The following is a 26,224-nucleotide window of genomic DNA, read 5'->3' as shown; positions in this document are numbered from 1 at the left end:
TCCCCAGCCTGAATTAGTGATTACGGATGTATTCGTCCATATCGGTTTTCAGGTTGTCAGATTTGGTACCAAAGATAGCCTGAACGCCTGAGCCTGCGACAACAACGCCGGCAGCACCCAGTTTTTTCAGACCAGGCTGGTCAACTTTGCTCACGTCCGCCACGCTAACGCGCAGACGGGTGATGCAGGCATCCAGATTGGTGATGTTATCTTTACCGCCAAAGGCCTGGACCAGAGCCGCAGACATCTCAGAACCACCCTGAGCGACCTGCTCGGAAGCGGTGTCTTCACGGCCAGGAGTCTTCAGATCCAGCTTGGCAATCAGCACGCGGAAGATGGTGTAGTACACCACACCGTAGATGATACCCACGATTGGGAACAACCAGATCTTGCTGCTGTTACCGCTCAGCACGATAAAGTCGATCAGACCGTGCGAGAAGCTGGTGCCGTCGCGCATACCCAACAGGATACAGATCGGGAACGCCAGGCCAGCCAGAATGGCGTGGATTGCGTACAGGATCGGTGCAACGAACATGAAGGAGAACTCGATCGGCTCGGTGATACCGGTCAGGAACGAGGTCAACGCAGCGGAGATCATGATACCGCCGACTTTAGCGCGGTTTTCCGGCTTGGCTGAATGCCAGATGGCAATAGCGGCGGCAGGCAGACCGTACATTTTGAACAGGAAGCCACCGGACAGTTTGCCCGCAGTCGGGTCACCCGCCATATAACGCGGGATATCGCCGTGGAATACCTGGCCGGCCGCGTTGGTGAACTCACCGATCTGCATTTGGAAAGGTACGTTCCAGATATGGTGCAGACCAAACGGCACCAGCGCACGTTCAACCACGCCGTAGATACCGAACGCCACTACCGGGTTCTGATAAGCCGCCCACTGCGAGAAGGTCTGGATAGCCGTACCGATTGGCGGCCAGATGAAGGACAGAACTACGCCCAGAACGATCGCCGCCAGGCCGGAGATAATCGGCACAAACCGCTTACCGGCAAAGAAGCCCAGGTATTCAGGCAACTGAATACGGAAGAAGCGGTTAAACATATAGGCCGCGATGGAGCCGGAGATAATCCCCCCGAGCACACCGGTATCCGCCAGGTGTTTAGCCGCAATTTCGTCAGCCGGCAGGTGCAGAACCAAAGGTGCAACCACCGCCATGGTTTTCACCATGATGCCGTAAGCCACTACCGCAGCTAACGCAGATACACCATCGTTATTGGTGAAGCCGAGGGCAACACCGATAGCGAAAATCAGCGGCATGTTGGCGAAAACTGAACCGCCGGCTTCCGCCATCACGTGAGAAACTACCATAGGCAGCCAGCTAAAGTTGGCGGAACCGACGCCCAGCAGAATACCTGCGATAGGCAATACGGAAACCGGCAGCATTAGCGACTTACCTACTTTTTGCAGGTTTGCAAATGCGTTCTTGAACATAGTTGAGTGTGCTCCTGAGTAATGGTGCTTTGCTACTTCTCGCGATTCTTCGCGTTGCAAGGGGGGGAGAAAAACCCCTGCAATTCAGGGTGTCTGAGCACCCCTTGAATTTTTACGCAGAGTAAAATAAATAGCCTGCGCAATGTTTGATGGCAGTCACGTTTCGATGAACAAAGCCGGGTATTTTTCTTGAATCGGCCATTTTTTATCAAAACAGACGAAAAAAAAGCCCATCCATCGCCATAAAACGGGTGGGAACATTACCCGTTTCAGCGATTAATTACGAGCTTAAAAAAAATTCCGACATCAATGACTACAGCTAAGCCTAGGCCAAGGATTATAGTTCGATGTGAAATAAGCGTGAAAAGTTGGCGGTGGTGGTTTCGGCCAGCGTTTCCAGGCTCACGCCCTTCAATACCGCCATGTATTCAGCCACATCACGTACGTAGGCAGGTTGGTTTTCTTTGCCGCGATGCGGCACCGGGGCAAGATACGGCGAGTCGGTTTCCACCAGAATGCGATCAAGCGGCACGTAGCGCGCCACCTCACGAAGTTGCTCCGCATTGCGGAACGTCAGGATGCCGGAAAAGGAAATATAGAAACCCAGATCGAGCAGCGCTTCTGCGGTAGCGATATCTTCGGTAAAACAGTGCAGCACGCCGCCGCAGTCCTGCGAATTCTCCTCACGCAGGATCGCCAGCGTATCTTCACGCGCGTCGCGGGTATGCACGATCACCGGTTTGTTCAGTTCGCGACCAATGCGGATATGCTCACGGAATGACGCTTGCTGCAGCTCGAGATTGTCTTTCTGATAGAAGTAATCCAGCCCGGTTTCTCCCAGCGCCACCACCTGTTCTGCCGCCGCCAGACGACGCAGCTCTGCATAATCGTAGCCGCCCTCGAGGTTCAGCGGGTGGACACCGCAGGAGAACGCCACGTCATCGCGTGGGCCGATCAACTGCGTCATGGCCTGATAACCCGGCAAGGTGGTCGCCACCGCCAGAACGTAGCCGACATCGCGCGCCTTGGCTTTCGCCAGGGCGTCATCCACGTTTTGATGCAGCGTTTGGTAATCCAGGCCATCAAGATGACAATGCGAATCTACTAACAACATAATAATTAACTCTTTTACAACGAATGAGGGTGAGAATAACCGGTAGCGCCGAGCATCTGCTCCCAACCGAGTAGTCGTTCGGTCAGCAACAGTTCGCGATTGACGCCGGTTACGTTAAGCAACTGATGGCGGCAATTGAGCCATTGCTGCACCACCTGCTGCAGCGAGGTACCGCTCAGGCGGCTGGCCAATTGGTGCACCAACGGTTGCTGATCCTGATTAAGCATAAAGCTCGCCGCGCCCTGCTGCCACTTCATGGCATCCACCAGCAATGCGCACAGCCAGTGCAGCCGCTCCGCCACGTCTTCGTGATTCAGCGCCGGCAACAGCGACAGCATGTCATGCTGCGGCAAGGCAGCATTCAGTGCGGCGCACAAGGCTCTGCGCTGCTGCCAACGCTCGGGTTGCAACAGTTGCTCGGCGGCCAGCGGCGCCCCGTCGTGCAGCCGCAGTGCGGTAAGGAGATCCACCAAATTGCCCGGCATTTGCCGGTTCAACCACTGTAAACTGAGCTGCTCATCCGGGCTGGCGAGATGCCAATAGAAACAGCGGCTGCGCAATGTCGCCAGCAGCCGTGAAGGCTCGCGGCAACTCAACAGGAAATAGGTTTTTTCCGGCGGCTCTTCCAGCGTTTTCAACAGGGCATTGGCCGCCGCTTCGGTCAGCAGCTCTGCCTGCGGCAACCAGATAACCTTGGCGCCCCCCTGCTGGGCGTGGGAATAAAGGGTTTCGATCACCTGGCGGATAGGCTCGATACCCAGGCTGCTTTTCCCCTTTTCCGGCGCCAATACGTGATAGTCCGGATGGTTGCCCGCCAGCATAAGCCGGCAGCTATGACACTCGCCGCAGCTTTTTTCGCCGTTACGCCGCTGACAAATCAACCAGCGGCTCAGACCATAAGCCAGCGCGTCATCGCCATTGCCCGCTGAAGCATGCAACAACAGGGCATGATGGCCGCGACCGGCTGCATATTGCCCGACCAACTGACGGTAAGGCGTGTTCAGCCACGGGTACCAGTTCATTACACGCCTTCCTGCCGTAGCCATTGGCTGAGGCAACTGCGAATAGCCGCCGTCACCTGTTCCAGCGATTGGGAAGCGTCGACGGTGACGATAGAATCGTCCTGCGCCGCCAACTCCAGATAGCGCGAACGGGTGCGCTCAAAGAACGGCAGCGCTTCCTGTTCAATACGATCCAGTTCGCCGCGCGCACGGGCGCGTTGCAGGCCAACCAGCGGCGGCAGATCCAGATAAATCGTCAGGTCCGGATGAAAATCCCCCAAGACGGTGTCACGCAGCGAGGCCATCAGTTGTTGATCTACGCCACGACCGCCGCCCTGATAAGCCTGTGACGACAAATCGTGACGATCGCCGACCACCCAGGCACCGCGCGCCAGCGCCGGTTTGATGACGGTTTCTACCAATTGCACGCGGGCTGCATACAGCATCAGCACTTCGGCTTTGATAGTCGGCAGTTCGCCGTCGATGCCGCGTTTGAACAGATCGCGCAGCTTTTCCGCCAGCGGGGTACCGCCCGGCTCGCGGGTAAAAACAATGTCGTTAATGCCGTGTTCGCGCAGTACGTTGACCACGGTATCGCGCGCGGTGGTTTTCCCCGCGCCCTCAAGCCCTTCGATAACCACGAATTTACTTTTCATTCTTTTCCTTAAGCACCTGGCGATAGGCGCGAACCGCCTGATTATGGCTTGCCAGGTTAGTGGTAAACTGGTGGCCGCCCTTGCCGTCGGCGACAAAGTACAAATAAGGCGTCTTCGCCGGATTGGCGGCGGCTTCCAGCGAAGCCTGGCCCGGCATGGCGATCGGCGTCGGCGGCAGGCCGCTTATCACATAAGTGTTGTACGGCGTCGGCGTTTCCAGATCCTTGCGGGTGATATTGCCATTATAAGCATCGCCCATACCGTAGATCACCGTGGGATCGGTTTGCAGGCGCATGCCAATGCGCAAGCGATTAATGAAGACCGAGGCCACCTTGGTGCGCTCTTCGGGCACGGCGGTTTCTTTCTCGACGATCGAAGCCATGGTCAACAACTCTTCCTGCGTCTTGTACGGCAAGCTGGTATCGCGGCTTTGCCAGGCGGCCTCAAGCGTCTTGATCATGCGCAGATGTGCGCGCTTGAGCAACGCGATATCGCTCATGCCGGCGGTATACAGATAGGTATCCGGGTACAGGCGCCCTTCCGGATGAGTCCCCTCCGGCAGGCCCAGCGCCACGGCAATTTCCGCTTCGCTTTTGCCCGCCAGCGTATGTTTGAGGTATTTCGACTGCTGCAACACCAACAGCCAGTCACGCAGGCGCGAACCTTCGATAAAACGCGCGCTGAACTGGGCTTCTTTACCGCTGGCCAGCAGTTTGAGCATCTGGCGCACCGTCATCCCCGGCGTAAAGCGGTAGGTGCCGGCCTTGAACTCCGCCAATTTCGGCTCCAGACGCAGCAGCCACGGGAACCAGGCACCGTTGCGGATCAGCTTGTCGCGCACCAGCAACTCTTCCAACCCTACCCGTCCGGTGCCGGCCGGCAGTTTAAAAATGGCTTCCTGCTGGATCGCCAATGGCGTATCAGCAAAGCGCTCAACCTTCTGGTAACCCCAAAACAGCAGGGCCAATACCAGAACAACAATAATAGAAACGACCTTCAGCTTTCTTTTCTTCATCAATCAGCCATCGTTAACAGTGTGGGCGCAAAAAATCATAGAGTTGACGCGAGTGATAACGCCATGATTGCGCTGTATTTACCGGCAGCAAGGGCATCAGCGCGTTGCTCACCAGCACTTCTTCGGCGTCGGCAAGAGTGACCAGCGGCTCGCTGACGCAATGCAATGAATATTCACTGCCCGCCAACAACTCAATCACCCTGCGGCGCATCAAACCAGCCACGCCGGCCTGGCTCAGATCGGGCGTAAATACCGCTTTCCCTTTACGCCAGAATAAATTAGCCGCACAGCATTCCACCAGCATACCGGCAGTGTCAAGCACCAGCGCCTCGTCGGCAGTCGTCTGGTCAAGATGCGCGCGGATCAATACCTGCTCCAGGCGGTTCAAGTGTTTCAGCCCCGCCAGCAACGGATTACGCGCCAAAGCCACCGGGCTGAGCGCCAGGCTAATTCCCCGTTCGCGCCACGGCAGGTAATGGGTGGGATATGCGCTACGCGAAACAATCCGCGTAGGATTCTCACACCCCTGCGGACTGTAACCTCGTCCGCCGCTGCCGCGCGTCAGTATCGCTTTGACCACGCCGAGCGAGATAGATTCTGCCGCATGCGCCATTTCACGTTCAAGAGCCCCCCAATCTGCCACCGGCATCATCAGCCGCTGCGCCGCCTGTTGCAGGCGCTCAATATGCCAGGGAAGCAACTCTATTCTGCCATCGATAACCCTGGCAGTAGTAAAACAGCCATCACCGAACTGCAAACCGCGATCGCTTGGCGCTAACGCATCGTGCTGTTGTCCGTTAATCCAGTACATATGTCCCCCGAGCGCTTTGGCTTTCACTACAGAATAACAGGCGCGGGTGTCATTGGCAGCAGCTTGCCGTTCGGCAAACGCCCCGACAAGCCCCCCCCCCTGCAGGTCAGCGCCATAAAAAAAGCCCGGTTTAAAAACCGGGCTTTTTTATCGTCTGCCAGCAAAGATATTACACTTTGCGGAAGATCAGCGAACCGTTAGTACCGCCGAAACCAAAGGAGTTACACAGCGTGTACTGCATATCGCTTACCTGGCGCGCTTCGTGCGGAACGAAGTCCAGATCGCAACCTTCATCCGGGTTATCCAGATTGATGGTTGGCGGAACCGCTTGATCACGCAATGCCAGCACGGTGAAGATCGATTCAATCGCACCTGCCGCACCTAACAGGTGGCCGGTCATCGATTTGGTCGAGCTGACCATCACGCGCTTCGCATCGCTGCCAAATACCGACTTCACAGCCTGAGTTTCGGCGGTATCACCGGCCGGCGTAGAGGTGCCGTGCGCATTGATATACCCGATTTGTGACGTGGTCACACCTGCGTCAAGCAAAGCGTTTTCCATTGCCAGCGCAGCACCCGCACCGTTTTCCGGCGGAGACGTCATGTGATAGGCATCGCTGCTCATCCCAAAACCGACAACTTCAGCGTAAATCTTGGCACCGCGTTTCTTGGCGTGCTCGTACTCTTCCAGCACCATCATGCCAGCACCGTCACCCAGGACGAAACCGTCACGGTCTTTATCCCATGGGCGGCTGGCCGCCTGAGGGTTTTCGTTGCGGGTCGACAGCGCGCGCGCTGCGCCGAAACCGCCAACGCCCAGCGGAGTACTGGCTTTCTCTGCCCCACCGGCCAGCATAACGTCGGCATCATTGTAAGCAATGATACGCGCGGCATGGCCAATGTTATGCACACCTGACGTACAGGCGGTGGCGATCGAAATACTCGGGCCACGCATACCAAACATGATAGTCAGGTGACCTGCAATCATGTTCACGATGGTTGACGGCACAAAGAACGGACTGATTTTCCGTGGGCCACCGTTAACCAGTGAACTGTGGTTTTCTTCAATCAAACCCAGGCCGCCGATGCCGGAGCCGATAGCGGCACCAATGCGGCTGGCGTTAGCCTCGGTGATATCCAGCCCCGCATCCTGCATGGCTTGCATGCCGGCAGCGATCCCGTACTGGATGAAGGAGTCCATCTTGCGCGCATCTTTGCGAGAGATGAAATCCTCTGAATTAAAGTTCTTTACCAGGCCCGCAAATTTAGTCGCATAGGCAGTGGTATCGAAATGGTCGATCAGGCTGATGCCACTCTGACCGGCAAGAAGAGCGTTCCATGTGGACTCTACAGTATTGCCGACAGGAGACAACATGCCCAGTCCGGTCACAACTACTCGACGCTTAGACACGTTTGTCCTCCAAGGAGGGAAAAATATGACACTAGGGATAGAAAAAACTTAGGCGGTCGAATGACCGCCTAGATATGTTCTCTTACTGCTGGCTAGCGTTGATGAAATCAATAGCTGCCTGAACAGTAGTGATTTTCTCAGCTTCTTCGTCTGGAATCTCAGTATCGAATTCTTCTTCCAGTGCCATTACCAGTTCAACGGTGTCAAGAGAATCAGCGCCCAGATCTTCAACGAAAGAAGCGTTATTTAAAACCTCTTCCTGTTTAACACCCAGTTGCTCAACAATGATTTTCTTAACGCGTTCTTCGATAGTGCTCATACTCTTAAATTTCCTATCAAAACTCGCTTTCGCGATGGTTTTCGTAGTGTATAAAATGTTGAAAAAGATGCAACTAAATCCCGGCTGGTCAAACCACGATTTTACGCTATTTTGCGGTTTTTACCCCAGATAACGCAAATAGTTTTCGCATTTTTTAAATCATGTACATGCCGCCATTGACATGCAACGTTTCACCGGTGATGTAGCCAGCCTCATCAGAGGCTAAAAATGCAACAGCGCTGGCGATTTCTTTAGCATCCCCCAGCCGATTGGCTGGAACTGATGACAAAATGCCTGCACGTTGATCATCTGTCAACGCCCGTGTCATGTCCGTCTCAATAAAACCAGGTGCCACGACGTTGACCGTAATGCCACGCGAAGCAACTTCACGTGCCAAAGACTTACTAAAGCCAATCAGACCGGCTTTAGCCGCCGCGTAATTAGCCTGCCCTGCGTTCCCCATGGTACCGACTACGGAACCGATGGTGATGATCCGGCCAAACCGCTTTTTCATCATAGCTCGCATTACCGCTTTTGACAGACGGAATACGGAAGTCAAATTAGTGTCCAGGATATCCTGCCACTCATCATCCTTCATGCGCATCAGCAGGTTATCACGCGTAATGCCGGCATTATTCACTAAAATGTCGATTTCGCCAAATTCAGCACGAATAGATGCCAGAACGCTGTCGATAGATTGAGCATCAACCACGTTCAGCGCAAACCCTTTGCCGCTTGCGCCCAGATAGCTGCTGATAGCCTCAGCGCCGCTTTCACTGGTAGCGGTGCCGATCACTTTGGCGCCACGTGCTACAAACGACTCTGCGATAGCCCGGCCAATACCCCGGCTAGCGCCGGTGACCAGAACAACTTTACCTTCGAAGCCCATTATTTTCCTCTTTATTGTTCAAGCGCCGCCGACAGGCTGGTTGCGTCATTAACCGCCGCCGCCGTCAGGGTGTCAACAATACGTTTAGTCAGACCGGTCAGAACCTTACCCGGGCCAACCTCTAGCAGCAAGGTAACGCCCTGTGCTGCCATAAATTCTACGCTCTCGGTCCAGCGCACCGGGCTGTACAGCTGGCGTACCAGCGCACTGCGGATGGCTTCCGGATCGGTTTCAGTACGCACGTCGACGTTATTCACCACCGCGACCTGCGGCGCGTTGAAGGTAATTTCCTGCAACGCGACGGCCAGCTTATCTGCCGCCGGCTTCATCAGCGCGCAATGCGAAGGTACACTCACCGGTAACGGCAACGCACGCTTGGCGCCGGCAGCTTTACAGGCAGCGCCTGCGCGCTCAACCGCTTCTTTGTTGCCTGCAATGACAACCTGCCCCGGCGAGTTGAAGTTCACCGGAGACACGACCTGCCCCTGAGCGGACTCTTCACAGGCTTTGGCGATGGCATCGTTATCCAGGCCGATAATGGCTGACATCGCGCCAGTGCCTTCCGGCACCGCTTCCTGCATCAGTTTGCCGCGCAGTTCAACCAAACGAATCGCCGCCTGGAAATCCAGCACGCCCGCACACACCAGCGCCGAGTATTCACCCAGGCTGTGACCTGCCATCATCGCAGGCGCTTTACCGCCCTGCTGCTGCCAGACGCGGAAAATAGCCACGGAAGCGGCCAGCAATGCCGGCTGCGTCTGCCAGGTTTTGTTCAGCTCTTCCGCCGGGCCTTGCTGCACCAATTGCCACAGGTCATAGCCCAAAACGGACGAGGCTTCGCTGAAAGTCTCTTCAACGATCGGAAATTGCGTAGCCAAATCGGCCAACATGCCAAGGGTCTGAGACCCCTGACCTGGGAAAACAAAAGCAAATTGCGTCATTTTTTCTTCCTGTCAATCAGAAACGAACCAGCGCCGAGCCCCAGGTAAAGCCGCCGCCAAAGGCTTCCAGCAGCACCAGTTGGCCGCGTTGGATCCGCCCATCACGCACGGCTTCGTCGAAGGCTGCAGGGACCGAGGCGGCAGAAGTGTTGCCGTGACGATCGAGCGTCACAACCACTTTATCCATCCCCATACCCAGTTTTTTCGCCGTCGCGCTGATAATGCGCAGGTTGGCCTGGTGTGGCACCAGCCAATCCAACTGCTCACGGTCCAGATTATTGGCTTGCAGCGTTTCTTCCACGATGTGAGCCAGTTCGGTAACCGCCACTTTGAATACTTCATTACCGGCCATGGTGACGTAGGCCGGCTGCTCCGAATCCTGACGATCCTTGAACGGCAGCGTCAACAAACCGCCGTAGGTGCCATCGGCATGCAGATGGGTAGACAGGATGCCCGGCTCTTCGGAGGCGCCCAACAGCACTGCGCCAGCGCCATCGCCAAACAGAATGATGGTACCGCGGTCTTCAGGATCCAACGTGCGTGACAGCACGTCCGCGCCGATCACCAGCGCATGTTTCACCGCGCCATTCTTGACGTACTGATCGGCCACGCTCAGCGCATAGGTAAAACCGGCGCAGGCGGCGGCCAGATCGAAGGCCGCACAGTCTTTAATGCCCAACATCTGCTGCACCTGGCAAGCGGAGCTGGGGAATGCGTGGCTTGAGGTGGTGGTCGCAACGACGATCAACCCGATGTCTTCTTTAGCCACACCTGCCATTTCCAGCGCTTTTTCAGCTGCATGGAAGCCCATCGTCGCCACGGTTTCATCGGCGGCAGCGATACGGCGTTCACGGATACCGGTACGCGTGACGATCCACTCGTCAGAGGTATCCACCATTTTTTCAAGGTCAGCATTGGTGCGCACTTGTACGGGTAAATAACTCCCCGTACCGAGAATCTTTGTATACATGTACGATCAGTCACTCTTAGGTAATACAGCTTCAAGGCGCGCAGCAATCCTTTCAGGGACTTGCCGCTGCACCGCCTGCACAGCCTGTTCGATTGCTACTGCAAACGCGTGTGGGTTCGCAGCGCCGTGGCTCTTGATTACGGTGCTGCGCAATCCTAACAGACATGCGCCATTATACTGGTCGGGGTTCAGGTGGCCGAACCGTTTTACCACCCGTTTTTGCAACCAACGGCCTAACAACTTTAACCACCACACCTGCTTGCCACCGTCTCCGGATGATTTCAGCAGCGATAAAAACACTCTTACCACCCCTTCCATGGTCTTCAGGGTGACGTTACCCACAAAGCCGTCGCAGACCATTACATCGGTTTTACCGGTGAGCAGATCATTGCCTTCCAGGTAACCAATATAATTGATTGCCGGAGTATTTTTCAGCACGGCGGCCGCTTCGCGAATATTATCCAGGCCTTTGGTCTCTTCTTCACCAATATTCAGCAGCGCCACACGGGGCTGCGCAATACCCACCACCTCTTCGGCCATCACCGCGCCCATTACCGCAAACTGCACCAGCATGGTGCTGTCGCATTCAACGTTGGCGCCCAGATCCAGCACGACGGTTTTGCCGCGTTTCTGGTTCGGGATCACGGTCATCAGCGCCGGACGTTCAATACCGTCCAACGGCTTAATCAGCATTTTCGCCAGGCCCATCAACGCACCGGTATTACCTGCACTGACGCAACCCTGCGCATCACCGTTTTTGGTCAGTTCCAGCGCAATGCGCATAGACGTACCACGGCTGGCGCGTATCGCTTGTGAGGGTTTGGCGTCGCCGGCAATCACTGATTCAGCGGGCACGACTTGCAAACGCTCCAGAAGAACCGGATCGGCTTTGGCAAGTAAGGGAGAGATGGCGTCGGGATCGCCGACCAGCAGGAGATGAAGCTGTAAATTAGAGGCCAGTGCCTGCAATGAAGCAGGCACTGTGACGCAGGGACCGAAGTCCCCGCCCATTGCATCTAACGCCAGGGTTAGACGAGTCAAGGTACCGCTACTTAGCCGATAACCTTGCGACCGCGGTAGAAACCGTCGGCAGTGATGTGGTGACGACGATGAGTTTCACCAGAAGTCGCATCAACAGACAATGTGGTGGTGGTCAGGGCATCGTGTGAACGACGCATGCCACGCTTGGAACGGGTTGGTTTATTTTGTTGTACGGCCATGGACCTTACTCCTTAATTACTTACGCTTTAAACTGGCTAGTACGGCAAATGGATTCGGTTTCTCCGCCTCTGCAGGCAGTTTGCCAAATACCATGTCCGCTTCGGACACTTCACAGTGTTCAGATTCATGTAACGGGACGACAGGCAGAGAAAGAATAATTTCGTCTTCAATCATTGCCAACAGATCAACTTCGCCAAACTCATCGACTTCGATCGGTTCGTACGCTCCCGGTAATGCCTCAGCCTGCTCATCATTGACGACCGGGCTAAAACAATATGTTGTGTGGATATGACGTTCAAACGGGACGCCACAACGTTGGCACATCAGGGTTACCTGAACGTCCGAATGCCCTGTTATCACCGCGAGGCGTTGGTTATCAATATCGAACGATAACGAAACCTCAACATCACTGTCCACACTGACCACGGAGTCGGCAACACGTGTAACCTGCTCAGGCGCATAAGAACCGACATAGTCCAGGCGTTTCTGAGCGGTACGTACCGCATCAATGGTCAAGGGTAATTTTACCTTTTGCATAGGGCGCGCATATTAACTTTGTAACGACGTAGAGTCAAAGAAAAAGGCCGTAAAACGGCACCTTTCACCAATATTCGCTTCCTCAGCGGCGGACAGTTTAAAATGCCCACTCTATTTACGCTACGGTTTGCGAAAAAATATTATGCAAAGACTTCTCCTTGCCTCCACCTCGACCTACCGCAAGACGCTACTGGAAAAGCTGCGCCTGCCCTTCGCTTGCGCTGCGCCGCAGGTGGATGAAACCCCGCTGGCCGGGGAAAGCGCCGAGGCGCTGGTGCTACGATTGGCCACGGCGAAAGCCCAGGCGCTGGCTGCCGCCTACCCCGAACATCTGATTATCGGCTCCGATCAGGTCTGTGTGATTGCCGGAAAAATCACCGGAAAACCGCACACCAAAGAGAACGCCTGCGCTCAATTGCGCCAGGCCAGTGGCCAAAGGGTCACCTTTTATACCGGATTGGCGTTATATAACAGCCGCAGCCGGCATCTGCAGGTGCTGTGCGAACCCTTTCACGTACATTTTCGCACGCTGAGCGAGGCTGAAATTGGCGCTTACGTGCATCTTGAACAGCCACTCGACTGCGCAGGCAGCTTTAAAAGCGAGGGGTTAGGGATTGCGCTGTTCGAGAAACTGGAGGGGCGGGATCCCAATGCGCTGATCGGCATGCCGTTGATCGCACTGCTGGAAATGCTGCGGGCTGAGGGCATCAACCCGCTGGCATAGGGTAACAAGGGCTGCGTTATTTACCCTGCGACTGTTTGCGCAACACCAGCAGGCAGTGACGCAGCTCTTCATCCATCGGCGCTTCGATACGCATCGTTTCGCCGGTGCCCGGATGTTCGAAACGCAAAGAAGCCGCATGCAAGAACAAGCGCTTGAGCCCGGTGCCTGCCAGTTGGCGATCGAACTCGCGATCGCCATAACGATCGTCAAAGGCTATCGGATGCCCGGCATGCAAAGTGTGCACGCGAATCTGATGAGTGCGCCCGGTGATCGGGCTGGCTTTGACCAGCGTTGCATGCTCAAAGCGCTCTTCCACCTTGAAGCGGGTTTCCGACGGTTTACCTTCGCTGTTGACGCGAACGATGCGCTCACCGCTCTGCAGAATGTTTTTCAGCAAGGGGGCCTGCACCGCTTTGCAATGTGACTGCCACTGGCCACGAACCAGCGCCAGGTAATCTTTTTGCATCCCTTTCAGGCGCAGTTGTTCGTGCAGCGAACGCAGCGCAGAGCGTTTTTTCGCCACCAGCAGCACGCCTGAGGTATCGCGGTCCAGGCGGTGAACCAGTTCCAGGAAACGGGCTTCGGGACGAAGCGCGCGCAGGCCTTCGATCACGCCAAAGCTCAGGCCGCTGCCGCCATGGACTGCCGTGCCCGATGGTTTGTTCAGCAGCAACAGGTGATCGTCTTCATACAATATGCAATCTGCCAGCGCAGCCACTTTATCCAGTTTGGCGGAGACCGGCGCGTCTTCACGCTCGGCAACGCGCACCGGCGGTACGCGCACCACGTCGCCGGCGGCCAGTTTATATTCTGCCTTGATGCGTCCTTTATTAACCCGCACCTCGCCTTTACGCACGATGCGGTAAATCATGCTCTTCGGCACGCCTTTCAGGCGGGCAAGCAAAAAGTTGTCGATTCTCTGACCGGCTTCGTCGTCAGAAATCGTGATTAATTGTACTGCGGGAATGTTCGTTTTCATGGAGCGGGATTCTAAATAGAGCGAGTAAATAGCGCCACTTCTTTTTCTGTGCTTAACTGTCTCTCTGACTGCAGATGAAACCCCTGCGAACAATAAGGCAGCAAGCCGGTTTGAACGTTTGCGATTTCTTCCGCAGTTAAGGAAAAGTCACCTTGCTATAACGGTATCAGCAGTGGAATAATGCGTTTACTTTCCACGTTGATTCTCGTTAAACAGGGAAAACGGTGGAATTATAAAATTTGTCTGATGGCGCAAAAACGCAGCAATGGCGTAAGACGTAATGTGAAATCAAACAATTAGCGGGCTGCGGGTTGCAGCTTGGCCGGCAAACGGAATCAGATCTGTCGACGTAAATCAGAGGCTATTCCCCTAGTAAAAGTGCTGTTTTTCACAAAGAAATACAGGCTTACCGAGATAATGCGCCCCTATGCAGGCGACAACCGTGAGGTTGACGACTTTGCGAGAAGACACGGGGTTTTCGGTTTTAACCCGGCCATGAGGTTATTTTGCCCGCAGCTTTGTCGATAATGTAAAAATAACGAGTAAGTTAAGATGAAAAGAATGTTGATTAACGCAACTCAGCAGGAAGAGTTGCGTGTTGCCCTCGTAGATGGACAGCGGCTGTATGATTTGGACATTGAAAGCCCAGGTCATGAACAGAAAAAAGCGAATATTTACAAAGGCAAAATCACTCGTATTGAACCAAGTCTTGAAGCAGCGTTCGTTGATTACGGCGCAGAACGACATGGTTTCCTCCCTCTTAAAGAAATTGCCCGCGAATACTTCCCAAGTAACTACTCTTCCCATGGTCGCCCGAACATCAAAGATGTGTTGCGCGAAGGCCAGGAAGTTATCGTTCAGATTGATAAAGAAGAACGTGGTAACAAAGGCGCAGCCCTGACCACCTTCATCAGCCTGGCCGGCAGTTATCTGGTGTTGATGCCGAACAACCCGCGTGCCGGTGGCATTTCCCGCCGCATCGAGGGCGACGACCGCACCGAATTGAAAGAAGCGCTTTCCTCCCTGCAACTGCCGGACGGCATGGGCCTGATTGTTCGCACCGCGGGCGTAGGCAAATCCGCCGATGCGCTGCAGTGGGACCTGTCTTTCCGTCTGAAGCATTGGGAAGCCATCAAGAAAGCCGCCGAAGGTCGCCCTGCTCCGTTCCTGATCCATCAGGAAAGCAACGTGATCGTACGCGCATTCCGTGACTACCTGCGCCCGGACATCGGTGAAATCCTGATCGACAACCCTAAGGTTCTCGATTTGGCCAAAGAGCACATCGCTGCACTGGGCCGCCCGGATTTCAGCAGCAAAATCAAACTGTACAGCGGTGAAATCCCTCTGTTCAGCCATTACCAAATCGAATCTCAGATCGAATCCGCCTTCCAGCGTGAAGTGCGCCTGCCTTCCGGCGGCTCGATCGTTATCGACACTACCGAAGCGTTGACCGCCATCGACATCAACTCCGCGCGAGCAACCCGCGGCGGCGATATCGAAGAAACCGCGTTCAACACCAACCTGGAAGCGGCGGACGAAATCGCTCGCCAACTGCGTTTGCGCGACCTTGGCGGCCTGATTGTTATCGACTTCATCGATATGACCCCGATACGCCACCAACGCGAAGTAGAAAACCGCCTGCGTGACGCAGTGCGCCAGGACCGTGCGCGTATCCAGATCGGCCGCATTTCCCGCTTTGGCCTGCTTGAGATGTCGCGTCAGCGCCTCAGCCCGTCACTGGGTGAATCCAGCCATCACGTCTGCCCTCGCTGTAACGGCACCGGCACCATCCGTGACAACGAATCGCTGGCACTTTCCATTCTGCGCCTGATCGAAGAAGAAGCGCTGAAGGAAAACACCAAAGAAGTTCACGCTATCGTGCCTGTTCAGGTTGCCTCTTACCTGTTGAACGAAAAACGTGAGTCGGTGAGCGCGATCGAAAAACGTCAGGGTGGCGTAAAAGCGATCATCGTGCCGAACGATCAGATGCAAACCCCGCACTACTCTGTGCTGCGTGTGCGCAAAGGCGAAGAAACAGCGACCCTGAGTTACCTGTTGCCGAAGCTGCACGAAGAAGAGATGGACCAACCACTGGAAGATGCGCCGATGGAGCGCAAACGTCCGGAACAACCGGCTCTGGCTTCGTTCTCTCTGGCTGCCGACGCACCGCCACCTGCTGAAGAACCTGCGGCGACACAAGCTGCGACAGCCGCTGTAGCGGCCAAACCAAGCGCACCAACCACTGCCAAACCAGGCCTGTTGGGCCGCCTGTTCGGTGGATTGAAAGCGTTGTTCGCCAGTGAGGAACAACCGGTTGTTGAAGCCAAACCTGCCGTTGAGGCACCTAAGGCCGAAGGCAACGGTGAAAACCGCCGCCAGGATCGCCGTGGTCAACGCCGTCAGGGTGCAGGCCGTAAAGAGCGCGGTGAACGTGGGGAACGCGGTGAGCGTAGCGATCGTCCTGAACGTGGCGAACGTAAAGAGCGCGGCGAAGGCCGTGATAATCGCGAACGCGATAACCGTGAACCACGCGAAAATCGTGAACCGCGTGACAACCGTGGCGAAGGCCGTGAAACGCGTGAAGCGCGCGATGAACAACGCCGCAACAATCGCCGCAATGCGCCGCAGACTGCACCGGTTGCCGAGGAGCCACAGTCTGAAGAGGCTGCCAAGGCACAGCGTGAAGAGCAGCAACAGCGCCGCGATCAGCGTGCAGAGCGCCAACGCCGTCGTCAGGAAGAGAAGCGTCAAGCTCAGCAGGAAGTGGCTGCGCTGGAAAGCGTCAACACCAGCGCCAACGTTATCAGCGATGAAGATCTGGAAGAACGCCAGCAGCAGAATATGCAGCGTCGCCAGCGTCGTCCTCTGACGCAGAAAGTTCGCGTACTGTCCGCAGAAGAAGAACTGCATCGCGCAGCGGAAGAACTGCTGGCGCCTAAAGCGCCGGTTGCGAAAACCCAAGACGCGAAGCCGGCTGCGGAAGAAAACAGCGTTAAACTGCTGCCGGAAACCCTTGATGCACCAGTTGAAGATGATGTTCAGGGCGACAACCGTAACGGCGAAAACGGCATGCCACGCCGTTCACGCCGCTCACCGCGTCATCTGCGCGTGAGCGGTCAACGCCGTCGCCGTTACCGTGATGAGCGTTACCCTGTCCAGTCACCGATGCCGCTGGCCGGGGCTTTCGCCTCGCCGGAAATGGCTTCTGGCAAGGTATGGGTCAGTTACCCTGTAACACAAACTGCGCAAGTGATTGAAGACGTTGAAGTTCAGACTGAAGCTACCGAAATCGCTGTCGACAACGTGATGGCACAGGAAACCGCCGGCGTAGCCGCTCCGGTTATCGCTGAGGCTGCCGCGCAAACCATCGCACCGGTAGAAACCGCTGAAGTTGTCATTGCAGAAGCCCAGCCGGAAGTTGAAACTGTTGAGCCGGCGGTTGCAGCTCAATCTGAGGAAACGGCTGCGGTACCGCAAAGCGCAACGCCAGTCGTTGAAGCAGCTACCGAAGCTACCGTAGTTGAAGAAGCTATCGTAGTTGAAGAGACTACCGCTGTTGAAGCAGTTGCGGGCGTCGAGGCAGCCCCGGTGATTGAAGCAACGCCTGTTGCGCAAGAGACTGCCGCTGTTGTTGAGCCTGTCGCAGCGCCGGCGCCGGTCATCGTCGAGGCAACCCCTGTTCAGGAAGCCGCTGCTCCGGTCGTTGTTGCAGAAAAACCGCCAGTTGTTCAGCAACCGGTGCACGGTGTGCTCTATAAACATATCGCCACGGCACCGATGACCAAGGCTCCTGCGCCGGCTTACGAGCCTGAAGAACAAAAGCGCAGTGATTGGCAACGCCCTTCCTTCAATTTCGAAGGTAAAGGCTCTGCGGGTGGCCATGCTGCGGTAAATCAAGCCACAGCGCCGGCAACCAAACCGCAGCCGGTTAATGAATAATTAATCTGCTCCGATAAAAAAACCCGCCATTTGGCGGGTTTTTTCTTGCCGAAAAATAGCTTCAGGCAATTTTTTTCAATTGCTTGATATCCAGCAAATCCAGCTTGCCGTCGAGCTGGCTGACAAACAGCTTGAAATGCTCGGTAGCGTTGTGTTTCTCCAGCGCTTCCGCACTTGCCCAACGCTCGAAAAACACGAAGGTGCCTGGCTGTTCCAGGTCACGGTGCAGGTCATACTGCAGATTGCCCAGTTCCTGGCGGCTTGGTTCGATAATACCGTGCACCGTATCGCTGACGGCAGACACAAATTCAGGTTTCGCTTGCAGGGTTGCAATCACACGTACTTCCATTTCGTTCTCCCTTTCCACTTGATAAACGTAGATTACCCGACCGTCAGGAGGCGGGAATCGTTAAAATCCCTGTCACTATGCGCCCGATAGCCAATTGATTTCAACTTGCAGTGAACAAACAGATGCATCGGCGACGCTTTCCGCTTATCCTTACACCCCGGCGTGAATAACCCCCATTATTCGCTTTTATATAGACGTGTTTCTGACCGCCGGAGCCTTGCAACATGACCGCACAACCTCAAGCCCTGAAAATCCGCCGCCCTGACGACTGGCACATCCATCTGCGTGATGACGACATGCTGAAAACGGTTCTGCCCTATACCAGTCAGGTATTTGGCCGGGCGATTGTGATGCCTAATCTGGCTCCGCCAATCACTACCGTAGATGCCGCCCGGGCTTATCGTGACCGCATTCTGGCCGCTGTTCCTCAGGATCATGACTTCACCCCGCTGATGACCTGCTACCTGACCAACTCATTGGCCGCCGCCGAGCTGGTCAACGGCTTCGAGCAAGGCGTGTTCACCGCAGCCAAGCTGTACCCTGCCAACGCGACCACCAACTCCAGCCACGGCGTCAGCGACGTGAAAGGCATTTACCCGCTATTCGAACAAATGCAGAAAGTTGGCATGCCGCTACTGATCCACGGTGAAGTGACTGATGCCGCCGTCGATATTTTCGATCGCGAGGCACGCTTCATCGAGCAGGTTATGGAGCCAATTCGCCGGCAGTTCCCGGAACTGAAAATCGTCTTCGAGCACATAACGACCAAAGAAGCGGCTCAATATGTGCAGGAAGGCAATCGTTTTCTTGGCGCCACTATCACGCCACAACACTTGATGTTTAACCGCAACCATATGCTGGTTGGCGGCATCCGCCCGCACCTGTTCTGTCTACCGATCCTGAAACGCAATATTCACCAGGATGCGCTGCGTAAAGCGGTCGCCAGCGGTTCGGATCGCTTCTTCCTCGGCACCGACTCAGCGCCGCATGCCAAGCATCGCAAAGAATCAAGCTGCGGGTGCGCCGGCGTATTTAACGCCCCCAATGCAATTCCGGCCTACGCCAGCGTATTCGAACAACTGGGCGCGCTGGAGCATCTGGAAGCCTTCTGTTCACTGAACGGCCCGCGTTTTTATGGCCTGCCGGTCAATGCCGATTTCATCGAACTGCAGCGTGTCCCGACGACGCAACCGGAAGAGATCGCCATAGGCCAGGAAACGGTTGTGCCATTCCTGGCCGGAGAGAGCCTGAGCTGGTCAGTGAAAGCGTAAAATCTTTTTTTAACGCAACCTCTTGCCCCTACGCGGAGTTAACTGTATAAATAACCAGTAAATCGCTTCGGGGGCAATAATGCGTGTTGAAGTCACTATAGATAAAACCAGACCGCTACCGCCAGGGGCCATTGAAGCCCTGACCGGCGAGCTGGGCAAGCGGGTAAATCGTCAATTTCCAGACGCCGTGGTTCAGGTTCGTTATGCCGGTTCAAATGGGCTTTCTGTGCTTGGCGGCCTAAAAACGGATAAAGATCTTATCGCTGAAATCCTCCAGGAAACCTGGGAAAGCGCAGACGAGTGGTTCAGCGCAGAATAACACTGCAATGCTGTTTTTGCCGGGGGTCGCTCCCCGGCTTTTTTGTCTTTGAAATCACCCCCACCTCCTCACAATTTTATTCTGGAAGAAAAGCCTTATCTGGTCTGTACTGAATGTTTTGACAGGAGGTGTTTGAAATGGCCCCGGACAAGATAAAGTCTGAAGAAGCGATGACCTTTGGCGAGTTGCTGGCGCTGATTGGCGATCAAAAAAGACGCTTGAACGTACTGGAAGTCGCTTTCTCCTATCTGGCTTTTGGTCTGGATGACAAAGCCAATCAGTTGCTGATCCACAGCCTGAAACTGGAAGCGCAAAATCAGAATCGCGATGCTGAAACGCAGCAGCATTTCGCACACCTGGCCACCGAGCTGGAGAAACGGTTACACGGTGCCCCGCCGCCGCTTGATGCTGAATAATTGCCACATGCCCGCCGCGCTGGTTTTCTCAAGCCGGCCTGTAGAACAGTGACTCAAATAAATATTTATTTTGCATAAAAGGATGGAAAATCCCCACCGCAGAAGCCATATGCGTATACTGTAATTGCTCACATGATGATGAGCCGCATTGATCCTCGTTAGTCACTCACGTTAGTTACTACTCAATAAGGGGTCTTTATGGACAGAAATGATGAAGTAATTCAGACACACCCGCTTGTTGGTTGGGATATCAGTACTGTCGACGTTTATGACGCCATGATGATACGCCTTCATTACCTGTCTTCACTAGACCAGACGCCAGAGGAAGCCCAAGTAGACAGAACGCTTTGGTTAACTACAGATGTCGCACGCCAATTAATCAATATCTTAGAAGCCGGCATTGCCAAGATTGAAGCAACGGATTACCAGGACCTTGATCGTAAAAAGCACTGATTTACTGCCCCAAAAAACCTAAGGCGCCAGCGATTATCTCTGGCGCCTTTTTCTTTGCCGGCACCGTAGCGCAACGGGTGCATTGCAGCGTCCAACCTTTTATCATAGCCTGATAAGAAAGCGATATCAGAGGGGTTACGGCACGTGGAATATGACTTGATTGTGGTGGGCAGCGGTTCGGTAGGGGCAGCGGCAGGTTACTATGCGACGCGATCCGGCTTGAAAGTATTAATGATCGACAGCTCGATGCCCCCACACCGTAACGGTAGCCACCACGGCGATACACGGATCATCCGCCATGCCTATGGTGAAGGCGAAAAATACGTACCACTGATTTTACGCGCCCAGGCGCTGTGGAACGCGCTGATTCAACAAACCGGTGAAGAGCTGTTTCAGGCCTGCGGGGTACTGAACCTGGGGCCACAGCATTCTGAATTTATCAGCAATGCCCAACTCAGTGCGCAAAAATTCCGCCTGAACACGCAAAACCTCAGTGCAGAACAGATCAACCAGCGCTGGCCCGAATTCAACGCACCTGAAGGCTATATTGGCGTGTTTGAACCCGATGCCGGGTTCCTGCGCTCAGAACAAGCCATCGCCAGTCTGATCAAACTGGCTAAAGAGGCCGGTTGCAGCCAGCTGTTCAATTGCCCGGTCAGCGCAGTGACGCCTGTCGACGGCGGTGTGGAAGTGGTCACCGCTGAGGGCCGCTTCCAGGGCCGAAAAGCAGTCGTCACCGCCGGCACCTGGGTAAAGGCCCTGCTGCCGCAGTTGCCGATCGCACCGCTGCGGAAGGTGTTTTCGTGGCATCAGGCGGATGGCCGTTACAGCGTCAACAACCGCTTCCCGGCATTTACCGTTGAGGCTCAAGACGGCAACCATTATTACGGTTTTCCTGCCGATAACGACGGGCTGAAAGTAGGTAAGCATAATGGCGGCCAGGAGATTGATGCGCCGGAGCAACGTAAACCTTTCGGCGGTTTCACCAGTGATGGCACTGAAGTCTTCCAATTCCTGCGCCAGTTTTTACCCGGTGTAGGCGTATGTTTACACGGGGAAGCCTGCAGTTACGATATGAGTCCGGATGAAGATTTTATTATCGATACCCTCCCCGGATGCGATCGACTCATGGTCATCAGTGGCTTGAGCGGCCATGGCTTCAAGTTTGCCAGCGTGCTAGGTGAGATCGCCGCTTTGTTTGCCGAAGATAAGACCCCGCCGGTAGATGTCTCGCCCTTTACGCTAAAGCGTTTTAACTAACCTTTCCCATTCAGCAACCGCACCCGCTAACCCGCGCGGGCTGCGGTTTATCCCCAGTTACAATTACGCGCACGCATAACCCTTTAAAATCCAATATAAAATATCTGGCAACGGAAATTTCTGACGCAAGTATCCGGATTTCCGAATTGATCCCCCTATGGTGTAAGTTCTATTTTACAGCTCATATGCCCAAGTAATTTTTCGATCAACAAGGACGTGACCATGAAACTGCTTGTCGTGGACGAATGCTGCTTTACCCGGGTCGGAATTGACAACTATTTTACTGACCCTGTTTTTGCTCAAATCACCTGTTGTCACAGCATTGAACAGGCCATGCCGCTGCTGAGCAGTTACCAGCCGAGCCACATCTTGATCAACCTGACCAAAAATTGCCGTTATAACGAAGATGATGCCCAACTGCAGGCTTTTATTGAAGCCAGCCCCTCGGCGCTACTGTTCATTTATCTGGACACACCCTATCCCTACAGCGAAACGCCGATGCGTATCGCTGACAATGCTTTCCTGTTCAACAAAAGCATTTTGCCCGTCACCTTGCGCATGCTGAGGGAAAAGCCGGTCGCGCTGATGGATAGCGGCGTCGAACACTCTCTGTTCAGCCCGCAAGAGTTGACGGTGATGAAACACTGGATGGCGGAAATGCCGAATTACCGCATCGCGAAAAAACTGCAAATCAGCTCACATACGGTTTATGTTCACAAACGCCACATCACGGAAAAAATCAACGCCCGCAACCGGCTTGAGTTTTATTCTCTCTATAACGTACTGCGTTATTTCTATCCGCCAAGCACACCGCCGGTTACTCCGATGCCGCTGTCTCTGCTGGCCGTATAATTTATTTAAGAGGTGAAATTCACCTCTATCTCCACACTTTGCCCTTTCACCGTTTTAACGTCGGCTACAAAAATACTATAATCAACGGTCCTTACCTTTTGGCTGCTTAGAATGCTAAACAAAATACTGTCGGCGATCGTCAACAATGTGCGCGAACATCTGGTGCTGTATCTCTGTCTGTGGCTGCTGGTGCTGGCGCTTGATGTCTATTTCTTCTTTATGACCTGACTCATGCCGCTGACCTTCCCCCGTTTGTGTTTTCACCATTTCGGTTAGCCGGAACAGCTGCCCGGCCTTGAACAATCAGCCCGATCCTTCATCACCTGACCGGCCGCTGCGGCACATGCGCCATGCGCCGATCACCCCTTCTGATTTGCTCCCTATGCAAGACCAGCAGTTGGCGCCCCCTGACCACACTCGACAATGCAGAGTCATTTGGGTACCGGATGATATTGACGATACCAGAGCGGCACAAATCTACGGCGACCCACTTACCTGCCGGGTATTGCCGGCATAATGGCAAGCGGCGTTCCAGCAACCTGGTTAAAATCAAACTGGAAATAATAGACATTCGTTGCTACCGGCTTATTTGTTAAAAAAACCACATTTACGCAAAATGACAAAAGCTGACGAAAATAAATAAAACACTTTAATTTCAAAGCATAATGTAAAGTCACATCCAAATGACAATATTCACTACGACGATTTCACTGATTAACTTTCGCTATCTTCCGCAAATTCACTGATTGATATTCTAAAGAAGTAACATAGTTAAATTTATTATTGATTTTATGTTTCTTAAAGTTTAATTATTGCATCCAGAAAATGAAGAACGTAAGGAAACAAGATGCTTTGGAAAAATACCGCCAGCCGTTTTGGTCATATTTCAGTGCTCATCCATTGGCTGGTTGCACTTACGGTTTACGGCATGTTTGCCCTGGGCCTATGGATGGTCACACTGGGCTATTACGATGTCTGGTATCACCAGGCACCGGAAATTCATAAAAGCATCGGTACACTGTTGTTCATCGTTATGGTGGTTCGGGTGATCTGGCGTTTCGTTTCACCTCCGCCAAAACCGCTGGCCAGCTACAGTCGCGTTACCCGCGTCAGTGCGATACTGGCTCATATCGCGCTGTATGTCGTGTTGTTCAGCATCCTGATCAGCGGCTATCTGATTTCCACCGCCGACGGCCAGGCGATCAGCGTTTTCGGCTGGTTCGACATCCCCGCCACCGTCACCGGCATGGCTGAACAGGCCGATACCGCCGGCACTATCCACCTTTATCTGGCCTGGGCCGTCGTCGTGCTCTCACTGCTGCACGGCCTGGCTGCGCTTAAGCATCACTTTGTTGATCGTGATGCGACTTTGAAACGGATGCTGGGTAGCAGCGCCGATTAACCTTTGGATTTATGGAGATTGCTATGTTGAAGAAAACCGTACTGGGCCTGACCGCAGGCGCACTGCTGCTGAGCGCCGGTTCCGCGCTGGCTGCCGACTACAAGATTGATAAACAGGGGCAACACGCCTTTATCGAATTCCGCATCCAGCACCTGGGTTACAGCTGGTTGTACGGCACCTTCAAAGACTTTGACGGCGGCTTCACCTTCGACGAAAAAGATCCGTCCAAGGACAAGGTCAACGTCACTATCAATACCGCCAGCGTCGATACCAATCACGCCGAACGCGACAAACATCTGCGCAGTGCAGAGTTTTTGAACGTGGAAAAGAACAAACAGGCCAAGTTTGAATCCACCGAAGTGAAAAAGAGCGGTGACGGCTATGCAGTGGTCGGTAATCTGACGTTGAACGGCGTTACCAAACCGGTCACGCTGGACGCCAAACTGATCGGCCAGGGTAATGACCCATGGGGTGGCTACCGCGCCGGCTTTGAAGCCAACGGTAAAATCAAGCTGAAAGACTTCGGCATCACTACCGATCTCGGCCCGGCCTCGCAGGATGTTGAGCTGATTATTTCTGTCGAAGGCGTACGCGCGAAGTAATACCAGGTTCTATGAGTTGCTTGAAAGGCGACGAGTATAAAGCGCGGCAAATCTGCCGCGCTTCTCATTGGCTCAGCTTGCCGAGCCTTCATCCTCAGGTGCGGGAATGTGCATCGTGGTCTGCAACAGCCCTTTCGACTTATTGAAAATCTTGATGCCATTTTCACGGCCGGCCCGGCGAGCGCGCTGTTCTTCACGCGGCAGCTTCAGCTCTTCGCGGCAGATCTCGCTGCAACAACCTTCAAATTTGGCGGCGCAGGTCGGGCACTGAATAAACAGCAAGTGACAGCCGTCATTCTTGCAGTTGGTGTGAGTATCGCAGGCGGCGCCGCACTGGTGGCAATTGGCGATCACATCGTCAGAAATCCGCTCGCCCATACGCTCGTCGAACACAAAATTCTTGCCGACAAACTTCAGCGGCAGCCCCTGCTCTTTCGCCTTGCGCGCGTACTCGATAATCCCGCCTTCCACGTGGTACACGTTTTTGAAGCCATTATGCAGCATGTAGGCGCTGGCTTTTTCACAGCGGATACCGCCGGTGCAGTACATAACAATATTTTTGTCTTTATTGTCCTGCAGCATCTCAACCGCCATCGGCAGTTGGTCGCGGAAAGTATCTGAAGGCACTTCGATGGCGTTTTCAAAGTGGCCGACTTCATATTCGTAATGGTTACGCATATCCACAAACAGCGTATCCGGATCGTCAATCATCTGGTTGACGCGATCGGCCTGCAAATACTCACCCACATTCGCCGGGTTGAAGCTCTCATCGTCAATCCCATCGGCGACGATGCGATCGCGTACCTTAAGGCGCAGCACCCAGAAGGATTTACCGTCATCTTCCAAGGCGATATTCAGGCGCACCTGATCCAGCGCCGGGTGCGAGGCAAACAGCGTGGTTTTAAACGCGTCGAACTTGTTCTGCGGCACGCTGATCTGCGCGTTGATGCCCTCTTTGGCCACATAAATGCGGCCAAACACCTTCAGCTTGTCAAACTGAACGTACAGGCTGTCGCGAAACGCTTTGGGATCGTCGATGGTGAAGTATTTATAAAAAGAAACTGTGGTGCGTGGCTCTGTTTCCGCCAGCATGCGCGCCTTCAGTTCCTCATTAGAAATTCGGTTATGTAACACTGGCATGGTGTACTTTCCTGTCTTTCGGGAGGTGGCTTATTTTGAACGCGCAGGCCGCAGGCCCACGCGCGGCGCACATAATACCCGAAAATGTCGCTCAAAACAGCATTAGCCCGATGGCAATGTTTAACGCCGGAAACTTGACGCCGGTCACAAACCCCGATAAGCCTAAGGGTAGTTTGCTTTCTCTTT

Annotated in this window: 28 protein-coding genes; 11 read left to right on the top strand and 17 right to left on the bottom strand. The window is 54.4% G+C overall.

Features of this window, described 5'->3' with window-relative positions:
• Positions 1-13 precede the first annotated feature (13 nt).
• The 14 genes from ptsG to yceD form a co-directional block, all read right to left on the bottom strand.
• Positions 14-1,447 (bottom strand): PTS glucose transporter subunit IIBC, encoded by a 1,434-nt coding sequence (ptsG, locus tag JK621_RS08195; RefSeq protein ID WP_212559375.1) that lies wholly within the window; start codon positions 1,445-1,447, stop codon positions 14-16.
• A gap of 337 nt (positions 1,448-1,784) precedes the next feature.
• Positions 1,785-2,561 (bottom strand): metal-dependent hydrolase, encoded by a 777-nt coding sequence (locus tag JK621_RS08190; RefSeq protein WP_212559374.1) that lies wholly within the window; start codon positions 2,559-2,561, stop codon positions 1,785-1,787.
• Between the two features lie 14 nt (positions 2,562-2,575).
• Positions 2,576-3,583: a DNA polymerase III subunit delta' gene (gene holB, locus JK621_RS08185; protein WP_212559373.1), complete on the bottom strand. Its 1,008-nt coding sequence runs from the start codon at positions 3,581-3,583 to the stop codon at positions 2,576-2,578.
• Complete coding sequence (tmk, locus tag JK621_RS08180) at positions 3,583-4,218, bottom strand: dTMP kinase (protein WP_212559372.1); 636 nt, start codon at positions 4,216-4,218, stop codon at positions 3,583-3,585. The genes holB and tmk overlap by 1 nt, the downstream gene beginning before the upstream one ends.
• Positions 4,208-5,233, bottom strand: a complete 1,026-nt coding sequence (gene mltG / locus JK621_RS08175; protein WP_212559371.1) for an endolytic transglycosylase MltG — start codon at positions 5,231-5,233, stop codon at positions 4,208-4,210. The genes tmk and mltG overlap by 11 nt, the downstream gene beginning before the upstream one ends.
• A gap of 13 nt (positions 5,234-5,246) precedes the next feature.
• A complete protein-coding gene (gene pabC / locus JK621_RS08170) occupies positions 5,247-6,044 on the bottom strand; it encodes an aminodeoxychorismate lyase (protein WP_212559370.1) in 798 nt (265 codons plus the stop codon).
• Positions 6,045-6,213: 169 nt separating this feature from the next.
• Entirely contained in the window at positions 6,214-7,455 is a 1,242-nt protein-coding gene (gene fabF / locus JK621_RS08165) for a beta-ketoacyl-ACP synthase II (protein ID WP_212559369.1), read from the bottom strand.
• Positions 7,456-7,537: 82 nt separating this feature from the next.
• A complete protein-coding gene (gene acpP / locus JK621_RS08160) occupies positions 7,538-7,774 on the bottom strand; it encodes an acyl carrier protein (protein ID WP_004719003.1) in 237 nt (78 codons plus the stop codon).
• A gap of 154 nt (positions 7,775-7,928) precedes the next feature.
• On the bottom strand, positions 7,929-8,663 hold the full coding sequence (fabG, locus tag JK621_RS08155) for a 3-oxoacyl-ACP reductase FabG (protein ID WP_126481958.1): 735 nt from the start codon (positions 8,661-8,663) through the stop codon (positions 7,929-7,931).
• An 11-nt stretch (positions 8,664-8,674) separates the two neighbouring features.
• Positions 8,675-9,604: an ACP S-malonyltransferase gene (fabD, locus tag JK621_RS08150; RefSeq protein WP_212559368.1), complete on the bottom strand. Its 930-nt coding sequence runs from the start codon at positions 9,602-9,604 to the stop codon at positions 8,675-8,677.
• A 16-nt stretch (positions 9,605-9,620) separates the two neighbouring features.
• Positions 9,621-10,574 (bottom strand): beta-ketoacyl-ACP synthase III, encoded by a 954-nt coding sequence (locus tag JK621_RS08145; protein WP_212559367.1) that lies wholly within the window; start codon positions 10,572-10,574, stop codon positions 9,621-9,623.
• Positions 10,575-10,580: 6 nt separating this feature from the next.
• A complete protein-coding gene (gene plsX / locus JK621_RS08140) occupies positions 10,581-11,615 on the bottom strand; it encodes a phosphate acyltransferase PlsX (RefSeq protein ID WP_212559366.1) in 1,035 nt (344 codons plus the stop codon).
• Positions 11,616-11,626: 11 nt separating this feature from the next.
• A complete protein-coding gene (gene rpmF / locus JK621_RS08135) occupies positions 11,627-11,794 on the bottom strand; it encodes a 50S ribosomal protein L32 (protein WP_004943042.1) in 168 nt (55 codons plus the stop codon).
• A 16-nt stretch (positions 11,795-11,810) separates the two neighbouring features.
• Complete coding sequence (gene yceD, locus JK621_RS08130) at positions 11,811-12,332, bottom strand: 23S rRNA accumulation protein YceD (protein WP_006322514.1); 522 nt, start codon at positions 12,330-12,332, stop codon at positions 11,811-11,813.
• 142 nt (positions 12,333-12,474) lie between these two features.
• Here yceD and JK621_RS08125 point away from each other — a divergent pair, with 142 nt between their 5' ends.
• Positions 12,475-13,056 carry a Maf family protein gene (locus JK621_RS08125; protein WP_212559365.1) on the top strand — a complete coding sequence of 194 codons (582 nt, stop codon included), beginning with the start codon at positions 12,475-12,477 and terminating at the stop codon, positions 13,054-13,056.
• A 16-nt stretch (positions 13,057-13,072) separates the two neighbouring features.
• Here the strand turns inward: JK621_RS08125 and rluC are convergent, their stop codons facing one another.
• Positions 13,073-14,035 carry a 23S rRNA pseudouridine(955/2504/2580) synthase RluC gene (gene rluC / locus JK621_RS08120; protein ID WP_126481948.1) on the bottom strand — a complete coding sequence of 321 codons (963 nt, stop codon included), beginning with the start codon at positions 14,033-14,035 and terminating at the stop codon, positions 13,073-13,075.
• 552 nt (positions 14,036-14,587) lie between these two features.
• On the opposite strand from rluC, the gene rne reads away from it, so the two are divergent.
• Positions 14,588-17,974, top strand: a complete 3,387-nt coding sequence (rne, locus tag JK621_RS08115) for a ribonuclease E (protein ID WP_212559364.1) — start codon at positions 14,588-14,590, stop codon at positions 17,972-17,974.
• Positions 17,975-18,035: 61 nt separating this feature from the next.
• Here rne and JK621_RS08110 read toward each other — a convergent pair whose 3' ends face one another.
• On the bottom strand, positions 18,036-18,323 hold the full coding sequence (locus JK621_RS08110) for a putative quinol monooxygenase (RefSeq protein ID WP_212559363.1): 288 nt from the start codon (positions 18,321-18,323) through the stop codon (positions 18,036-18,038).
• Between the two features lie 224 nt (positions 18,324-18,547).
• On the opposite strand from JK621_RS08110, the gene pyrC reads away from it, so the two are divergent.
• The 9 genes from pyrC to JK621_RS08065 all read left to right on the top strand — a co-directional run bounded on the left by pyrC (position 18,548) and on the right by JK621_RS08065 (position 24,898).
• Positions 18,548-19,594: a dihydroorotase gene (pyrC, locus tag JK621_RS08105; protein WP_212559362.1), complete on the top strand. Its 1,047-nt coding sequence runs from the start codon at positions 18,548-18,550 to the stop codon at positions 19,592-19,594.
• Between the two features lie 79 nt (positions 19,595-19,673).
• Entirely contained in the window at positions 19,674-19,913 is a 240-nt protein-coding gene (gene dinI / locus JK621_RS08100; RefSeq protein WP_006324660.1) for a DNA damage-inducible protein I, read from the top strand.
• Positions 19,914-20,050: 137 nt separating this feature from the next.
• A complete protein-coding gene (locus JK621_RS08095; RefSeq protein ID WP_212559361.1) occupies positions 20,051-20,329 on the top strand; it encodes a hypothetical protein in 279 nt (92 codons plus the stop codon).
• Between the two features lie 198 nt (positions 20,330-20,527).
• A complete protein-coding gene (gene bssS / locus JK621_RS08090; protein WP_004943025.1) occupies positions 20,528-20,782 on the top strand; it encodes a biofilm formation regulator BssS in 255 nt (84 codons plus the stop codon).
• Between the two features lie 144 nt (positions 20,783-20,926).
• On the top strand, positions 20,927-22,042 hold the full coding sequence (gene solA, locus JK621_RS08085; protein WP_212559360.1) for an N-methyl-L-tryptophan oxidase: 1,116 nt from the start codon (positions 20,927-20,929) through the stop codon (positions 22,040-22,042).
• Positions 22,043-22,264: 222 nt separating this feature from the next.
• Positions 22,265-22,894 carry a LuxR C-terminal-related transcriptional regulator gene (locus tag JK621_RS08080; RefSeq protein WP_212559359.1) on the top strand — a complete coding sequence of 210 codons (630 nt, stop codon included), beginning with the start codon at positions 22,265-22,267 and terminating at the stop codon, positions 22,892-22,894.
• Between the two features lie 111 nt (positions 22,895-23,005).
• The gene (locus JK621_RS08075; RefSeq protein ID WP_006324655.1) at positions 23,006-23,122 is read left to right on the top strand and encodes a DUF2770 family protein; all 117 of its coding nucleotides are present in this window, start codon (positions 23,006-23,008) and stop codon (positions 23,120-23,122) included.
• A gap of 619 nt (positions 23,123-23,741) precedes the next feature.
• The gene (locus JK621_RS08070; RefSeq protein ID WP_212559358.1) at positions 23,742-24,296 is read left to right on the top strand and encodes a cytochrome b; all 555 of its coding nucleotides are present in this window, start codon (positions 23,742-23,744) and stop codon (positions 24,294-24,296) included.
• A 23-nt stretch (positions 24,297-24,319) separates the two neighbouring features.
• Entirely contained in the window at positions 24,320-24,898 is a 579-nt protein-coding gene (locus JK621_RS08065; protein WP_043913327.1) for a YceI family protein, read from the top strand.
• Between the two features lie 72 nt (positions 24,899-24,970).
• Here JK621_RS08065 and JK621_RS08060 read toward each other — a convergent pair whose 3' ends face one another.
• A complete protein-coding gene (locus tag JK621_RS08060) occupies positions 24,971-26,038 on the bottom strand; it encodes a rhodanese-related sulfurtransferase (RefSeq protein WP_212559357.1) in 1,068 nt (355 codons plus the stop codon).
• Between the last annotated feature and the right edge of the window lie 186 nt (positions 26,039-26,224).

Origin of the sequence: Serratia plymuthica (assembly GCF_018336935.1) — a bacterium.
Taxonomy (GTDB): Bacteria; Pseudomonadota; Gammaproteobacteria; order Enterobacterales; family Enterobacteriaceae; genus Serratia; species Serratia plymuthica_B.
The sequence above is the reverse complement of the archived record's forward strand: the minus strand, read 5'-3'. Positions and strand labels throughout refer to the sequence as shown.

Coding starts and splice junctions, on each gene's coding strand:
- rluC (WP_126481948.1), bottom strand. CDS start 14,035: ATGAAAACGAACATTCCCGCAGTACAATTAATCACGATTTCTGACGAC.
- JK621_RS08060 (WP_212559357.1), bottom strand. CDS start 26,038: ATGCCAGTGTTACATAACCGAATTTCTAATGAGGAACTGAAGGCGCGC.
- JK621_RS08095 (WP_212559361.1), top strand. CDS start 20,051: ATGGCCCCGGACAAGATAAAGTCTGAAGAAGCGATGACCTTTGGCGAG.
- yceD (WP_006322514.1), bottom strand. CDS start 12,332: ATGCAAAAGGTAAAATTACCCTTGACCATTGATGCGGTACGTACCGCT.
- acpP (WP_004719003.1), bottom strand. CDS start 7,774: ATGAGCACTATCGAAGAACGCGTTAAGAAAATCATTGTTGAGCAACTG.
- JK621_RS08065 (WP_043913327.1), top strand. CDS start 24,320: ATGTTGAAGAAAACCGTACTGGGCCTGACCGCAGGCGCACTGCTGCTG.
- JK621_RS08125 (WP_212559365.1), top strand. CDS start 12,475: ATGCAAAGACTTCTCCTTGCCTCCACCTCGACCTACCGCAAGACGCTA.
- ptsG (WP_212559375.1), bottom strand. CDS start 1,447: ATGTTCAAGAACGCATTTGCAAACCTGCAAAAAGTAGGTAAGTCGCTA.
- tmk (WP_212559372.1), bottom strand. CDS start 4,218: ATGAAAAGTAAATTCGTGGTTATCGAAGGGCTTGAGGGCGCGGGGAAA.
- pabC (WP_212559370.1), bottom strand. CDS start 6,044: ATGTACTGGATTAACGGACAACAGCACGATGCGTTAGCGCCAAGCGAT.
- JK621_RS08080 (WP_212559359.1), top strand. CDS start 22,265: ATGAAACTGCTTGTCGTGGACGAATGCTGCTTTACCCGGGTCGGAATT.
- JK621_RS08110 (WP_212559363.1), bottom strand. CDS start 18,323: ATGGAAGTACGTGTGATTGCAACCCTGCAAGCGAAACCTGAATTTGTG.
- mltG (WP_212559371.1), bottom strand. CDS start 5,233: ATGAAGAAAAGAAAGCTGAAGGTCGTTTCTATTATTGTTGTTCTGGTA.
- rne (WP_212559364.1), top strand. CDS start 14,588: ATGAAAAGAATGTTGATTAACGCAACTCAGCAGGAAGAGTTGCGTGTT.
- JK621_RS08070 (WP_212559358.1), top strand. CDS start 23,742: ATGCTTTGGAAAAATACCGCCAGCCGTTTTGGTCATATTTCAGTGCTC.
- dinI (WP_006324660.1), top strand. CDS start 19,674: ATGCGTGTTGAAGTCACTATAGATAAAACCAGACCGCTACCGCCAGGG.
- fabD (WP_212559368.1), bottom strand. CDS start 9,604: ATGACGCAATTTGCTTTTGTTTTCCCAGGTCAGGGGTCTCAGACCCTT.
- holB (WP_212559373.1), bottom strand. CDS start 3,583: ATGAACTGGTACCCGTGGCTGAACACGCCTTACCGTCAGTTGGTCGGG.
- fabG (WP_126481958.1), bottom strand. CDS start 8,663: ATGGGCTTCGAAGGTAAAGTTGTTCTGGTCACCGGCGCTAGCCGGGGT.
- rpmF (WP_004943042.1), bottom strand. CDS start 11,794: ATGGCCGTACAACAAAATAAACCAACCCGTTCCAAGCGTGGCATGCGT.
- JK621_RS08190 (WP_212559374.1), bottom strand. CDS start 2,561: ATGTTGTTAGTAGATTCGCATTGTCATCTTGATGGCCTGGATTACCAA.
- JK621_RS08075 (WP_006324655.1), top strand. CDS start 23,006: ATGCTAAACAAAATACTGTCGGCGATCGTCAACAATGTGCGCGAACAT.
- JK621_RS08145 (WP_212559367.1), bottom strand. CDS start 10,574: ATGTATACAAAGATTCTCGGTACGGGGAGTTATTTACCCGTACAAGTG.
- pyrC (WP_212559362.1), top strand. CDS start 18,548: ATGACCGCACAACCTCAAGCCCTGAAAATCCGCCGCCCTGACGACTGG.
- bssS (WP_004943025.1), top strand. CDS start 20,528: ATGGACAGAAATGATGAAGTAATTCAGACACACCCGCTTGTTGGTTGG.